Source organism: Variovorax sp. AC194, from assembly GCF_979257995.1.
Map to the genome: position 1 here is coordinate 1444102 of NZ_OZ409823.1, position 13919 is coordinate 1458020.

Below are 13919 nucleotides of genomic sequence, written 5' to 3' on the forward strand. Positions count from 1 at the left end.
GTGGGGCATTGTTAAAACAGGTACTTCCGCAATCCGATCAGAGGCTCAAGCACCCATTCGATCAATTGCCTGCGCTCCTGCGCGATGTCCGCTTCAAGCGCCATTCCCGGCATCAGGGGCAGCGATTTGCCGTAGGCAACGACGTTTTGCGAATCGAGCTTTACGGTCACTCGGTAAACGCCTTCCTGGCTGACAAGGGCGAGGGGCGATGCAGTGTTCAGTTCACCGGGCTGCAGCGGGCTGCGCGATACCTCGGTTACGACGCCCGCGTACTGGCCGAACTTTTGATAAGGAAAGGCTTGATAGCGGATCCGCGCAATCTGGTGGGTTTGCAAGAAACCGATGGCTCGTGATGGCGCGAAGAGATGCGCCGCGAGTTCCGCTCCTTCCGGGAGAAGTGTCGCGAGCGCCTGCGTGCCGGACGGCTGTCCGACTTGCGCAGTGATTGCGGTAATGAGGCCATCGACAGGGGCGAGTACGGCGAGGCGGTCGCGGGCATGTGCTTCGGCCGCCTCCTGATCCAGCGCGCCCAATTCGCGCTCGAGTTCGGCGATTTGTGTTTCCGTGCGTGTGCCGGATTGATCCAATTCGCTCTGAACCGAGGCTGCCGTGCTCGCAAGCTCTGCTCTCTGGCGCTCTGCGGAGATCAACTGCACGCGCAGTGTCTCGATCTGGTCTTCTTTGTCCTGAAGGGCCACCTCGGAGATGAAGCGCTCCCGCGCGAGGGTTCGCTGGCGTTCCATCATGCGCGCGGCTGTCGCAATGCGACGACCGTGCAGTTCTATTTCCTGCTGAACGCTCCGTTTCTGATCCTGCAATGTCTGCAGGCGCATGCGCAAACCTTCCTGGGTTTGACCTCGCAGGAAGCGCAGCGTGTCGATGGTTCGCGCAATGCTTTTTCGGCGCTGAGCCAATGCGAGAACCTGTGTATCTGCCAGCCGTGCATTTCCCGGCGCATCCGCAGCGCGTCGATCGTCGGAGAGCACGAAAAGCAGATCTCCGCGGCGTACGCGCTGACCTTCTTGAACATGCCTTTCCGTGACAACACCGGGCGTTGCGGGGAAGATGCGAATGGTGCCTTGCGCTGGTACCAGCAAGCCAATCACGGTAGCTCGCTTGGTATAGCTGCCAAGAACCAAATAGCTACAGGCTGACAACCCAATTGCCGCCGCCGCGAGCACGAAAACCCAGCTTGGCCATGACCGTGCCATGACGATCCGGCCGTAGGCCGCGTCCTGATCTTTTCTTTGTGCCTCGACGCGAAAGAAGCTCATGAAAGCAGCCCGTAGACGGATTCCGCTTGAGCGCACGGAAATTGCGTGCGTGCATCCTTTCCAGCGTAGTTCCCCGTATTCATGCATTTTCCCGGTAGTCAATGGCAATGCTCAAAGCAATCTAACAGGCGAGACCGTTAAATCAAATCGAGTGACCGGGATGTTTTATTTTTTGCCTTCTCCTGTCAATAAGAAATTGAATTTGTTGTAAGTGACCATTGTTAAATGGGGAAGCGAAATACGGCAAATTAATATTACTAACTAGGTAAATATATATGGCCAATTTATTTAAATTCATGGCAATGCCGCAGTGAATGCGGCTGCGAACATCGCCAACCTGAGGTGAATAAGAGGCTGCATCGGTGTCGAAAATGGCGTTGCCACGAGCAGCCACGATTAATCCAAGGCGTGTGAACCGCTTCGCGCCGCCGCTTGCACTGCTGCCTTGAGTTTTTGAAGCAACTGCGGCGCCGCGCGCGCCTGCTGCCAGTAGAGCGGCACAGGCAGCGTCGACCCCGGCACCAGTTCCACCAACGCCCCTTCGCGGATCGCATCGGCCACCATGCTGGCCGGATGCATGCCCCAGCCCATGCCCGCGCACGCCGCCTCGACGAACGCGTTCGGCGATGGAATCCAGTGCCGCGGCGTCTCGACGTTGCGGTGGCAGATGCGGCGCACCCAGCGCGCCTGCAGGCGGTCCTTGCGGTCGAACACCAGGCTCGGCGCGCTCGCCAGCGTCCGCGCGCCGACACCCTTGGCGAAGTGCCGCTTGACGAATTCGGGGCTCGCGGCCGCCACGTAATGCATCGTGCCGAGCGCCTCGCTGTTGCAGCCCGCGACCGGCTGCGCCAGCGCGGTCACGGCCGCGAGCACCGCGCCGCTGCGCAGGCGCTCGGCCGTGTGGTCCTGGTCGTCGACCGTGAGGTCAAGCAGCGTGGCTTCTTCCTGCACGGCGAAGGCGGCCGCCGCGGCCATGAACCAGGTCGCGAGGCTGTCGGCGTTGACGGCCACGCGCACCGTGACGCGCTCGTCCGCCTCGCCGCCCATGCCGAGGGCGGGGAGGGCATCGCGCAGCTCGTGCTCCAGCATGCCCACGCGCTCCACATGCCGGCACAGCTGAAGGCCGGCCTCCGTGGCGACGCACGGCTGGCCGCGCACCAGCAGCGCGCCGCCCGTGCGCTCTTCGAGCAGCTTCACGCGCTGCGAGACGGCCGAAGGGGTGACGTTCAGCGCGCGCGCGGCGCGTTCGAAGCTGCCTTCGCGCACGACGGCGGCCAGGGCGTTGAGGGCGGCGTAGTCGAGCATCGTGATTTAGCCAAACTGAATGGAAGTTAGGAGGTTTAGTTTGAGTTAATCCGCGCCGAGCGGCAAGCTCGCACCATGTCTGCCGAATTCGCCACCACCGCCTTCCTCAACGGGCTCTTCATGAGCCTGGTGCTCATCGTCGCCATCGGCGCCCAGAACGCCTATGTGCTGCGCCAGGGATTGCGGCGGGAGCATGTCGCTGCCGTCGTGCTGTTCTGCGCGGCCAGCGACGCGGTGCTGATCGGCGCCGGCGTGGCCGGCATGGCAGAGGCGCTGAAGGGGCGGCCGATGCTGGCGACGGTGCTCGCGGGGCTCGGCGCGGCGTTCCTGTGCGCCTACGGCCTGCGCGCGCTGTGGCGTTCGCGCCAGCCGGGCGCGCTGCAGGCGACGGCGCAGGGCGTCTCGCTCTCGCGCGCGGCCGTGGTGGCGCAGGCGGCGGGCTTCACGCTGCTGAACCCGCATGTCTACCTGGACACGGTGCTGCTGGTGGGCAGCGCGGGCGCGCAGTACGCGGGCTCGCTCAAGGTCTGGTTCGTCGCGGGCGCCTCGGTGGCGAGCGTGCTGTGGTTCACCGCGCTGGGCTTCGGCGCGCGGCTGCTGGCGCCGGTGTTCGCGCGTCCGCGGGCCTGGCAGATGCTCGATGCGCTGATCGGCGGCACCATGCTCGTGCTGGCCGCGATGCTGGCGCGGCGTGCCTTGACCGGGGCCTGATCGGCCGCCGGTGCGGCGGCGTTAAGCTCGCCGCATGCCCCAGAAAAAAGCCACCGCAGCCCCCCGTCCGCCCGCAGCCAAGCGCCCTGCGCGGCCCAGCGAGGTCCGCATCATCGGCGGCCAATGGAAACGCACCCGCCTCGCGGTGGCCGACAAGCCCGGCCTTCGCCCCACGCCCGACCGCGTGCGCGAGACGCTCTTCAACTGGCTCGCGAGCCTGGCCGGCGCGGGCGGCGGCGAGCTGCCGGGCTGGCATTGCCTGGACGCGTTCGCGGGCACTGGTGCGCTGGGCCTGGAAGCCGCCTCGCGCGGCGCGGCCAACGTGCTGCTGTGCGAGCAGGACGCTGCGCTGGTCGCGCAGCTGCAGGCCACCAAGACCAAGCTGTCGGCCGAGGCCGTGCGCATCGAGCGCGGCAACGGCGTCACGGCGCTGGAGCGCACGACGGCCGCGAGCCTGCACGCCGTCTTCCTCGACCCGCCCTTCGAGAGCGCGGCGCTCTACGAGCCGGCCCTGCGCGCCGCGGCGCGTGCCCTGCGCCCCGGCGGCGTCGCGTACCTGGAAGCGCCCCGCCAGTGGAACGACGAGGAACTGGCCGCTTTCGGCCTCGCAAGCTTTCGTTACCTGAAGGCCGGCGCGGTGCATGCCCACCTGTTGCGGCTGGCCTCGGAGGGGACTGCATAATCCGCCGAACAAGCCGCACCGGCTGCATGAGGAAGAAGCAACCATGGCCAGCAACGTCATCGCGGTTTATCCGGGCACATTCGATCCCATCACCCTCGGTCACGAGGACGTGGTGCGCCGTGCAACCCAACTCTTCTCCAAGGTGATCGTCGCCGTCGCGGCGGGCCACCACAAGAAAGCGCTGTTCACCCTGCAGGAACGCATGGACATGGCGCGCGAAGCCGTCAAGCCCTACAGCGACCAGGTCACGGTCGAGAGCTTCTCGGGCCTCTTGCGCGACTTCGTGGTGGCGCGCGGCGGCAAGGCCATGGTGCGCGGCCTGCGCGCCGTGACCGACTTCGACTACGAGTTCCAGCTCGCCGGCATGAACCGCTCGCTGATGCCCGATGTCGAGACCGTGTTCCTCACCCCCAGCGACAAGTACCAGTTCATCTCCAGCACCTTCGTGCGCGAGATCGCCATGCTCGGCGGCGAGGTCAACAAGTTCGTCTCGCCCAACGTCGAGCACATGCTGGCCGCAAAGGTCCGCAGCCTCGGCCGTGAATAGGCACTCCCCCAGGCTTCGCGCACTTCGTGTCGCTTCTCCTTCCCCCTCGCCGGGGGCAACACCTGCGGCCCGGCAAAGCCGGTTCCGCGGTGTTCCACGAATGGCGCCCGCCGCGCCCGTCTCACCCAGATGACCGATAAATCTCCGCCACCCCGCCTGCATCTGCTCGGCGATGCAGCGCTCCTGTGCGAGTTGCCGGCACCGGCCACGCTGGTGCAGCAGCAGCGCATCTGGGCACTGGCCGCGCAGGCCCGCGAATGGCCCGGCGTCGGCGAGGTGCTGCCGGGCATGAACAACCTCACGCTCACCTTCGACCCCACGGCGATCGAGCTCGATGCACTCATGGCGCAGGTGCTCGCCGCGTGGCCGAAGCTCTCGGCCAAGGCCGTCGAAGGCCGGCTGCTCGAGATTCCGGTCGCCTATGGCGGCGAGCACGGCCCTGACCTGGGCGACGTCGCGGCCCACACCGGCCTCACGCCCGCCGAGGTGGTGCGGCGCCACAGCGCGGGCGAGTACGTGGTCTACCTGCTCGGATTTCTCCCGGGCTTCGCCTTCATGGGCGGCCTCCCGCCAGAGCTCGCCACGCCGCGTCGCGCGGAGCCGCGCACCGCGGTGCCCGCGCGCTCGGTCGGCATCGGCGGCGAGCAGACCGGCATCTACCCGCTGGTGTCGCCGGGCGGCTGGCAACTGATCGGCCGCACCTCGCTCGAGATGTTCGATCCGGCGGCCGAATCGCCCACCCTGCTGCGCCCGGGCGACCGCGTGCGCTTCGTCGTCGAGAGCGTAGAGACATGATCGTCGTCCAGAAGCCCGGCCTGCTGGCCTCGGTGCAAGACCTGGGGCGGCACGGCCATCGCCAGCTGGGCATCTGTCCGGGCGGCGCGCTCGACGTGCTGGCGCTCACGCTCGCGAACCGGCTGGTCGGCAATGCCGACGGCGCCGCGGGCCTCGAACTCACGATGGGCGGCTGCGAGCTGCGCTTCGAGACCGACACGCGCATCGCGCTCGCCGGCGACGACTTCGGCGCGCAACTCGACGGCGTGCCGCTCTGGCCCTGCTGGAGCGTGCCGGTGGCCGCGGGGCAGGTGCTCAAACTGCAAGGCGCGAACGCGTCTGGCGCGAAGAAGGCGGGCCTGCGCAGCTGGCTCGCCATTGCGGGCGGCATCGACGTGACGCCTGTGCTGGGCTCGCGCAGCACCGATCTCAAGGCCGGCTTCGGCGGTCACGAGGGCCGCGCGCTGCGCAAGGGCGACAAGCTGCCGCTGGGCGCATCGCGGCTCGATGCCGCGCAGCGCACCCGCAAGCCCTTCGGCCTGCGCGGCCCCGACTGGGGCCCGGACGAAGCCGATGCGGCCATCGCCCTGCGCGTGCTGCCCGGCCCCGAGTTCGAACAGTTCACGCTCGCCGCGCGCGAGGTGCTCTGGGGCGAGCGCTGGCGCATCACTTCGCAGAGCAACCGCATGGGCAGCCGGCTCGCGGGCACCGAGCTCAAGCGCAAGCGCGCGGGCGACATGCTCTCCTCAGGCGTGATCCCCGGCACGATCCAGGTGCCGCCCTCGGGCCAGCCGATCATCCTGATGGGCGATGCGCAGACCACGGGCGGCTACCCGCGCATCGGCGTGGTGATCCGCGCCGACCTGTGGAAGCTCGCGCAGGCGCCGCTCAACGGCAAGCTGCGCCTCGTGCAGGTCGACATGGCAGGGTCGCTCGCCGCGTGGGCCGAGCAGCAGCGCTACCTCGCGCAAGTGGCACAAGGCCTCGCCGTGGCAGGCTGGCCGGGCGCGGCCTAGGGCCTGTTCACCCTACGCAAGGGGTCGCGAAGCTCGCCACAGCCCGTCCATCAAGGCGCGTGACGCCGTGCGTGCGTCCGCACGCACAAGGAACGCAACGCCGAGGGGCGGGCTGTGGCGAGCTTCCCTCCGGGTTGCTTCGCAAAGGGGCTGTCTGCGGCGTTGCCCGCGCTTGCAAGGCGCAAGCCTTGCTGCGCACGGGCGCCTTGCACACAGCCCCTTTGCGAAGCAACGCGACCCCTTGCGTAGGGTGAACAGGCCCTAGACTGTGCAAGCGCACCGCCAGCGGGCCGCGCCGGTGCAGTCCCGCTGAAGAAAAAGGAACCTCCCCATGCACATCGACCTCAATGCCGACCTCGGCGAAGGCGCGGGCAGCGACGAAGCGCTGCTGGGCCTCGTGAGCTCCGCCAACATCGCCTGCGGCTGGCACGCGGGCGACGCCAAGACCATGCGCCAGTGCGTGCGCTGGGCCATCGAACACGGCGTGGCCATCGGCGCGCACCCCAGCTTTCCCGACCGCGAGAATTTCGGCCGCAGCACCATGCACCTGCCGCCCGACGAGATCGTCTCCAACGTGCTCTACCAGGTCGGCGCGCTCGCCGCGATCGTCAAGGCCGAGGGCGGCCAGCTCGCGCACGTGAAGGCGCACGGCCAGCTCTACAACCAGGCGGTCAAGGAGCCCGAGCTCGCCGATGCGCTGTGCGAGGCGGTGCGCCGCTTCGACCCCTCGCTCAAGTTCTTCGGGCTCGCCGGCAGCAACATGATCGATGCCGCGCGTCGCGCCGGTCTCACGCCCGTGGAAGAAGTGTTCGCCGACCGCGGCTACATGCCCGACGGCAGCCTCGTGCCGCGCAGCCAGCCCGGCGCGCTGATCGAGAGCGAGGAGCAATCGATCGCGCAGACCCTCGCGTTCGTGCGCGACCACCAGGTGACGGCCATCGATGGCAGCACCGTGGCGGTCAATGCGCAGACCGTGTGCCTGCACGGCGACGGCGCGCATGCGCTGGCCTTCGCGCGGCGCATCCGGGAGCGCCTGCAGGCCGAGGGCATCGCCGTGCGCGCGATGGCGTGAGCCGAATGAGCAAGACCGAAGCGAAACGCACGAACGTGCTGCTGACCGGCTTCGATCCGTTCGACCGCGAAGCCATCAACCCGTCGTGGGAAGCCGTGCGCGCCCTGGACGGCTGGAAGACCGGCGGTGCGACGGTGCATGCGCGCCAGATACCGTGCGTGTTCGGCGACGCCATCGAAGCGCTCGCCATTGCCATGGACGAACTGAAGCCGCAACTGGTGCTCTGCATCGGCCAGGCCGGCGGACGCTCGGAGATCACGCCCGAGCGCATCGCGATCAACATCGACGACGGGCGCATCGCCGACAACGCGGGTCACCAACCGATCGACCTGCCGGTGGTGCCCGGCGCGCCGGCCGCGTATTTCTCGACGCTGCCGATCAAGGCCATCGTGCGCGACCTGCGCGCGGCCGGCATTCCATCGTCGGTGTCGAACAGCGCGGGCACGTTCGTGTGCAACCACATCTTCTACGGGCTGATGCACCGCATCGCGACGCATCCGGTGGCCGGCCTGCCAGGTTTGCGCGGTGGCTTCATCCACATTCCGTACCTGCCCGAGCAGGCCGCGCGCTTTCCGGGCGCGCCGAGCATGTCATTGGCCACGATGACCGAGGCGCTGCGCATCGCGGTCGCGACCGCGCTCGCGGTGAAGCAGGACGTGGCCGAGACCGGCGGCCAACTGCATTGATGCGCTGAGCCTTTTCAGGCCGACGCGAAGATCTTCGCGAGCCAGGCGTTCAGCGCCGCGTTGACGAAGTCGGGCTTCTCCATCGTCAGCATGTGGCCGCATTGCGGCACCCACACCACCTCAGCCTCCGGCAGCAGCGCTGCCATCTCGCGCGTGTGCTCGGGCGGCGCGAGCTTGTCGTCGTCGCCGCACATCAGCAGCACCGGCGCGCGCAACGCGGCCAGGTGCGTGCGCGCATCGGGACGGCGCATCACCGCGCGGTTCTGGGCGATGAGCTGCGCCGTGCCGGCATCCAGCACGATGTCGAGATAACGCTGCACCAGCGCCGCGTCGCCGGCCTGCGTGGGATGAAAGGCGAAATAGACATTCGCCTCGATCACGTCGCGCGCCTCGCCGCGCTCGAAGAGTTCGATGGCGCCCTCGCGCAGCGTGAACATGTCGGGCGTCTCGGGCCGCGCGCTGGTGCCCAGCAGGGCGAGCCCGGCGATGCGTTCGGGCGCCTGGCGGGCCGCTTCCATCGCGACCATGCCGCCCATGGACGCGCCGCAGAGCACCAGCGGCCCCGCGTGCTCGCGCAACACGGCCGCGGCCATGGCCTCGATGGAATCGTTGCGCGTCTGGACGTCGCTCACGCGGGCGTCGAAGGCGGGGGGAAGGGCAGGCCGCTGGGCCTCCCAGAGGCGCTCGTCGCAGGCGAGGCCGGGCAGCAGGACAAGGTGGGGCATGAGGCGATTTTGCGCGATCGCGGCAAGCCCGCGAACGGCATAGGCTTGATGGCCGGCACCCGCGCCGGGCGCGCCCCGGCATACTCGCGGCCACTGCGAGTGCATGGTGCGAGTGCATGGCGTGTGTGCATGGTGCGCGCGCGTTTCTGCGCTCATGTCGAGGACAAGAAATGAACCTGGTTCAACGCGTGCAGGACATCCTGCTCAAGCCCAAGGCCACCTGGCCCGTGATCGACGCGGAGCCGGCCGATGCCGCCTCGCTCTACAAGAACTACGTGATGATCCTGGCGCTCATCCCGGCGGTGGCGAGCTTCATCGGCCTGTCGGTGGTCGGCCTCGGCGTCTTCGGCGTCAACTTCCGCGTGCCGATCGTCGCGGGGCTGGCCAACATGGTCGTGGGCTATGTGCTGTCGCTGGTGATGGTGTTCGTGCTCGCTCTCATCATCGATGCGATGGCGCCGACCTTCGAGGGCACCAAGAGCCAGGTCAGCGCGCTCAAGCTCTCGGCCTATTCGAGCACCGCGGCCTTCGTCGGCGGCATCTTCAGCCTGCTGCCTTCGCTGTCGGTGCTGGGCGCGGTGGCCGCGCTCTACGGCATCTACCTGCTCTACCTGGGCCTGCCGGTGCTGATGAAGTGTCCGGTCGACAAGGCCATCGCGTACACCGCGGTGGTGGTGGTCTGCGCCATCGTCGGCGGCTTCGTGATCGCCTGGGTGCTGGCGCTGCTCACGCCGTCGCCCGCACGCGTCGGCATGGGCACCGGCCTGGGCCTTGCAAGCCAGGCGGTGGCAGTTGTGCAACAGCTGGCCGCCGCAAAAGCCTGAGCGTCACGCGCACGGTGGAAAATGGGCGGCAATGCCAACGCCCAAACCCGACACCACCACCGACATCATCCTGATCCGTCACGGCGAAACCGCCTGGAACCGCGAGCTGCGATTCCAGGGGCATGCGGATGTGCCGCTCAACGACATCGGCCATGAACAGGCGCGCCGCATCGGCCTGCGCCTGGCGGGCGAAACGGCACAGCACCTGATCAGCAGCGACCTCATGCGCGCGCAGCAGACGGCCGCGCCGGCGGCGCTGCAGCTGTCGCTGCCGGTGGTCACCTCGGCGGCGTTGCGGGAGCAGTACTTCGGCATCGTCGAGGGCATGCGCTCCGACGAGATCCAGAGCCTGCACCCGCGCGCGTGGGAAGAGTGGCTGGAGTTCCGCGAAGACCACGCCATGCCCGAAGGCGAGACGGCACGCGAATTCCATGCGCGCATCGTCGCGGCGCTCGGCACCATCGCCATCGCCCACAAGGGCCAGCACCTGATCGTCGTCACCCATGGCGGCGTGCTCGACATGGTGTGGCGCACCGCCAAGGGCCTGAGCCTGAGCGGCCCGCGCCAGAGCGACATTCCGAACGCGGGCTTCAACCGCATCCGCATCGCCGACCCGGCGGCGCCCGATGCGATCGAGATCGTCGAGTGGGCCGACACGCGCCACATGGCCGACCTGCCGCCGCAGCCGACCTACGACCAGACGCGGCACCTCAAGAGCAAGGGCTGAGGCCCCGCGCGCTCAGGCCCTTGCCGGAATGACGCCGCCGGCGAGCTGCCCCAGGCCAAGGCGCGCGTAGACGGCCCCCGCCTGCCGCCTCAACCGCAGCGACTCGGGCTGCCCATTGAGCTGCTGCTGCAGGATGCCCTGCGCCGCGGCGAGTGACGATTCATTGCCAGCGCGTACCAACGCATCGAGGTACACCTGCTCGAAAAGATCGCGCTGCGCGTGGCTGCCGCCGATCTCGATCATGCGCGGCAGCGCGACGCCGAGCCCTTCGATGGCACCCGCGAAATCGCCGCGCGCATGGGCCACGAGCCCGTGCGCGGCCGGCACGCAGACGCGCTGCCACGCGGCGCGCGTCGAGCGCGGTGCATCGGGCGCGAAGGCCTCGATGTTGCGCAGCAGCCCATCGGCCTCGGGCCGTCCGGCACGCGCGAGGCCGTAGAGGTATTGCAGGTCGAGAAAGGGCAGCACATGGTCCGCCTGCCGCTGCAGCAGATACCCCGCCACGTCGTTCCAGCGCGCACCCACGTCGATGCCCGCGAGCTCCAGCCGCGCGAGCAGCGACACCGCGCCGATCTGGTCCTGCGAGTAGTCCTTGACCACGCCCCACGCATGCTCGTCGTACACCGCGAGCGCCTCGGCATCGCGGCCCAGGTCGATGAGGAACAGCGCCACGTGCCACCAGTTGTGCGTGACCATGAAGGAGTTCAGGCCGATCCACGTGTCGCTCACGCTCTCCATGAACGCCAGCCCCTCGGCGAGCCGGCCCTCGGTGAGCATCACGTGCGCGAGCGCGTGGTGCGCCCACGGCTCCTTGCGACACATGGCGATGGCCAGGCGCGCGCTCGCCTCGGCCTCGCGCATCAGGTGGCACTGCTCGTAGCCGAAGGCGGCCATGCCGTGCACGTAGGGCACGTCGGCCGCCGAAGGCAGCACCGCGAGCGCGAGCCGCAGCATGCCGGGGCAGTCGCCGGTGTTGAAGCAGTGGTACTGGCCGAGCTTGACCGAGACGAGATCGCGCGGATGTTCGCGCGCCTGCTCAGCGTGCAGCGCGATGGCGCGGGCGATGTCGCCATCGGCCCATGCCCCGATGGCCGCGATGTAGCGCTGCTCGCGCGGCGTGGCGCGTGCGGCGCCGGCACGGGCCTTCGCGAGAAACGGCCGCGCATTCGCCACGGCGTCGCGCGATTCGGCGAACAGGTGCAGCGTCGCGCAGTACGCCTGCACGATGGGGCTCTGGTCGGTGTCGGCCAGTGCGATGAGGTTCACGGCGCGCGACTCGGTCGAGACGAAGCCCATGACGAAGTCGTCGACCAGCGCGAGGCTGGCAGGGTTGTCCAGGGTGAGCGGATTGCCGAGGCTGTCGGCGGCGTGCGGGGTGGCGGAGGGCATGGCGGCATGGTGCCATGCCCCCGCGAAGGGTTCAAACCCCGGCTTGCTGGTGGCGGTACTCCTGGGTCTTTCCGCCGTAGCCGTAGGCCGCGCCGCGCGCGTCGATCACGTGGATGTACGACACCTCGTGCAGGTCCGGCCGGATCTTCGCCATGGCCGCGTGCACCTCGCGCAGGTAGCGCGCCTTCTCGGCCTTGGTGTTGGTCTCGTCGGTGATGCTGATGTCCAGGTGAAAGGCCGACCTGCCCAGCGACGCCAGCGTCTGGCCGCCGATGAACCAGGCATCGGCGGCGATGTACTGCACCGTGATGGCGATCACCGGCAACTGCTTGCCGAGCACGCTCTGCGTGAGTTCGGCGACCGCGTCGACGGTCTTGCGGGTGAGGGACGCGTCGGCTTCGCCGGAGAGGTGGACAACGATGTGGGGCATGGTGGACTCCTGTGGAATGAATGAGCGATGGGGTGATTGTGGGATTGCGATGGTCATCGGAAAAGCGGGAAGATATGATGGCATCCATCGGTTCAACGGATGGATAGCGCCATGCAGACCTTCGACCTCGAACAACTCCGCACCCTGGCCGCGGTGATCGACGCGGGCAGCCTCACGGCCGCCGCGCCGCGCGTGTTCCTCTCGCAGTCGTCCGTCAGCGAGCAGATGCGCAAGCTTGAGGAGCGCGCGGGCCAGTCGCTGCTCACGCGCAGCAAGGCCGGCGTCGCGCCCACCGAGGCGGGCACGCGGCTGCTGGCGTATGCGCGGCGCATCCTCGCGCTCAGCGACGAGGCGTTTCGCGACCTGCACGGCGAAACGCTGCAGGGCGAACTGCGGCTGGCCGTGACCGACTACTTCCGCCCCGGCGATCTCACGCAACTGCTCGGGCGCTTGGGCGAGAGCTATCCGCAGGTGCGGCTGAACGTGAGCATCCTGAAGAGCGACGCGCTGCGGGCCGCGTATGCGCATGGCGACTTCGACGTGGGCCTGGCGATGGACATCGCGGGTGCGTCGTCGTCGTCCTCGGCGCAGGGTGCCAAGGCCTCGCTGATCCGGCGCGAATCGCTCGCGTGGCTGGGCGCCACCGGCCTGCGGGTGGCGCGGGGCGAACCGGTGCGGCTGCTGGCGCTGCCGGACACCTGCTCGCTGCACCAGTTCACCGTGGCGCTCTTGCGGCGGCGGCGCGTGCCGTATGTGCTCGCGCATGTGGCCTCGGGCGTGGCGGGGTTGCAGTCGGCGCTGGCCGCGGGGCTGGGCGTCGCGTGCCTGAACGAATCGGCGGTGTGCGAGGGCGTCGCCCGGCTGGCGGCGCCGCACGGCTTGCCGGCCTTGCCGAAGGTCGCGTTCCAGTTCCTGCCCGGGCGCCGGGGCGAGACGGCGTTCGTGACCCGCGCCCGCGAGATGCTGGCCACCCATCTGGTGTGAGGCCGCCGGGGTGGCGCGGGATTTGCGTCACCCCCGCCATGGACGCGCCACCACCCACCCACCTGCCGGATCTGCTGCGCCATTCCCGTTTCGATGACGCGCAGGCCATCTTTTCGGGCACCTTGTTCGTCGCCATCGCGATGATGCTGTTCGGCCAGGCGGGCCTGCTCACGGGCGGCACGGCGGGCGTCGCGTTCATCCTGCACTACGCGACCGGCGTGAGTTTCGGCAAGCTGTTCTTCCTGGTGAACCTGCCGTTCTACTGGTTCGCCTGGCGCCACATGGGCCGGGCCTTCACGCTCAAGACCTTCTTCGCGATCGCGCTGCTTTCGGTGATGACCGACTGGGCGCCGCGCTACCTGTCGATCGATTCACTCCATCCGGCGTTTGCGGCGGTGCTCGGCGGCTTGTTGCTGGGCACGGGTTGCCTCTTCCTCGCCCGCCATCGCGCGAGCCTCGGCGGCGCGACGGTGCTGACGCTGTACCTGCAGGAAAAGCGCGGCTGGCCCGCCGGCAAGGTGCAGATCGGCATCGACTGCACGGTGGTGCTGCTCGCGCTGTTCGTGATTCCGCCGGAGCGCGTGGGGTGGTCGGTGCTGGCTGCGGTGGTGATGGGGCTCTTCTTGTGGATCAACCACAAGCCGGGGCGCTACGCAGCGACCTGAATTCGGGGGCTCTTGTTCGGGGCGTGTGCACAGGGCACCGGGTGCTCCCCTCCGCGAATGTCCCCCGGGGCTTCGCCCCTCCTCCTTGATTTCGCTGCGGGGAGCACC

General features: G+C 68.5%; 17 protein-coding genes. 11 read left to right on the forward strand and 6 right to left on the reverse strand.

The features are described 5' to 3' along the window. Nucleotides 1–11: 11 nt before the first annotated feature. From ACZYRS_RS06825 to ACZYRS_RS06835, 3 genes are all read right to left on the reverse strand, one after another. Nucleotides 12–1274 carry an HlyD family secretion protein gene (locus ACZYRS_RS06825; RefSeq protein ID WP_463418623.1) on the reverse strand — a complete coding sequence of 421 codons (1263 nt, stop codon included), beginning with the start codon at nucleotides 1272–1274 and terminating at the stop codon, nucleotides 12–14. A gap of 142 nt (nucleotides 1275–1416) precedes the next feature. Next, complete coding sequence (locus tag ACZYRS_RS06830; protein WP_463418624.1) at nucleotides 1417–1668, reverse strand: hypothetical protein; 252 nt, start codon at nucleotides 1666–1668, stop codon at nucleotides 1417–1419. Between the two features lie 2 nt (nucleotides 1669–1670). Beyond that, complete coding sequence (locus ACZYRS_RS06835) at nucleotides 1671–2579, reverse strand: LysR family transcriptional regulator ArgP (protein WP_463418625.1); 909 nt, start codon at nucleotides 2577–2579, stop codon at nucleotides 1671–1673. A 75-nt stretch (nucleotides 2580–2654) separates the two neighbouring features. On the opposite strand from ACZYRS_RS06835, the gene ACZYRS_RS06840 reads away from it, so the two are divergent. From ACZYRS_RS06840 to pcp, 7 genes are all read left to right on the forward strand, one after another. Continuing rightward, nucleotides 2655–3290, forward strand: coding sequence for a LysE/ArgO family amino acid transporter (locus tag ACZYRS_RS06840; protein WP_198784965.1), 636 nt, complete (start codon nucleotides 2655–2657; stop codon nucleotides 3288–3290). Between the two features lie 34 nt (nucleotides 3291–3324). Continuing rightward, nucleotides 3325–3972: an RsmD family RNA methyltransferase gene (locus tag ACZYRS_RS06845; protein ID WP_463418626.1), complete on the forward strand. Its 648-nt coding sequence runs from the start codon at nucleotides 3325–3327 to the stop codon at nucleotides 3970–3972. Between the two features lie 43 nt (nucleotides 3973–4015). Further along, on the forward strand, nucleotides 4016–4519 hold the full coding sequence (coaD, locus tag ACZYRS_RS06850) for a pantetheine-phosphate adenylyltransferase (protein WP_042582798.1): 504 nt from the start codon (nucleotides 4016–4018) through the stop codon (nucleotides 4517–4519). Between the two features lie 129 nt (nucleotides 4520–4648). Further along, on the forward strand, nucleotides 4649–5314 hold the full coding sequence (gene pxpB / locus ACZYRS_RS06855; RefSeq protein ID WP_463418627.1) for a 5-oxoprolinase subunit PxpB: 666 nt from the start codon (nucleotides 4649–4651) through the stop codon (nucleotides 5312–5314). Beyond that, entirely contained in the window at nucleotides 5311–6309 is a 999-nt protein-coding gene (locus ACZYRS_RS06860; protein ID WP_463418628.1) for a 5-oxoprolinase subunit C family protein, read from the forward strand. The genes pxpB and ACZYRS_RS06860 overlap by 4 nt, the downstream gene beginning before the upstream one ends. Nucleotides 6310–6640: 331 nt before the next feature. After that, nucleotides 6641–7381 carry a 5-oxoprolinase subunit PxpA gene (gene pxpA, locus ACZYRS_RS06865; RefSeq protein ID WP_042582795.1) on the forward strand — a complete coding sequence of 247 codons (741 nt, stop codon included), beginning with the start codon at nucleotides 6641–6643 and terminating at the stop codon, nucleotides 7379–7381. A gap of 5 nt (nucleotides 7382–7386) precedes the next feature. Then, the gene (gene pcp, locus ACZYRS_RS06870) at nucleotides 7387–8067 is read left to right on the forward strand and encodes a pyroglutamyl-peptidase I (protein ID WP_463418629.1); all 681 of its coding nucleotides are present in this window, start codon (nucleotides 7387–7389) and stop codon (nucleotides 8065–8067) included. A gap of 14 nt (nucleotides 8068–8081) precedes the next feature. On the opposite strand, the gene ACZYRS_RS06875 is transcribed toward pcp, so the two are convergent. Then, entirely contained in the window at nucleotides 8082–8948 is an 867-nt protein-coding gene (locus ACZYRS_RS06875; protein WP_463418630.1) for an alpha/beta fold hydrolase, read from the reverse strand. Nucleotides 8949–8962: 14 nt separating this feature from the next. On the opposite strand from ACZYRS_RS06875, the gene ACZYRS_RS06880 reads away from it, so the two are divergent. Both ACZYRS_RS06880 and ACZYRS_RS06885 read left to right on the forward strand, forming a co-directional pair. Further along, nucleotides 8963–9616, forward strand: a complete 654-nt coding sequence (locus ACZYRS_RS06880) for a Yip1 family protein (RefSeq protein WP_463418631.1) — start codon at nucleotides 8963–8965, stop codon at nucleotides 9614–9616. Between the two features lie 31 nt (nucleotides 9617–9647). After that, the gene (locus ACZYRS_RS06885) at nucleotides 9648–10343 is read left to right on the forward strand and encodes a histidine phosphatase family protein (protein WP_463418632.1); all 696 of its coding nucleotides are present in this window, start codon (nucleotides 9648–9650) and stop codon (nucleotides 10341–10343) included. A 12-nt stretch (nucleotides 10344–10355) separates the two neighbouring features. On the opposite strand, the gene ACZYRS_RS06890 is transcribed toward ACZYRS_RS06885, so the two are convergent. Both ACZYRS_RS06890 and ACZYRS_RS06895 read right to left on the reverse strand, forming a co-directional pair. Continuing rightward, entirely contained in the window at nucleotides 10356–11732 is a 1377-nt protein-coding gene (locus ACZYRS_RS06890; RefSeq protein WP_463418633.1) for a tetratricopeptide repeat protein, read from the reverse strand. Between the two features lie 31 nt (nucleotides 11733–11763). Then, complete coding sequence (locus ACZYRS_RS06895) at nucleotides 11764–12162, reverse strand: tautomerase family protein (protein WP_463418634.1); 399 nt, start codon at nucleotides 12160–12162, stop codon at nucleotides 11764–11766. A gap of 111 nt (nucleotides 12163–12273) precedes the next feature. Between ACZYRS_RS06895 and ACZYRS_RS06900 the strand changes: the two genes are divergently transcribed. After that, nucleotides 12274–13146 carry a LysR family transcriptional regulator gene (locus ACZYRS_RS06900; protein ID WP_463418635.1) on the forward strand — a complete coding sequence of 291 codons (873 nt, stop codon included), beginning with the start codon at nucleotides 12274–12276 and terminating at the stop codon, nucleotides 13144–13146. A 38-nt stretch (nucleotides 13147–13184) separates the two neighbouring features. Further along, entirely contained in the window at nucleotides 13185–13811 is a 627-nt protein-coding gene (locus tag ACZYRS_RS06905; RefSeq protein ID WP_463418636.1) for a YitT family protein, read from the forward strand. Nucleotides 13812–13919 lie beyond the last annotated feature (108 nt).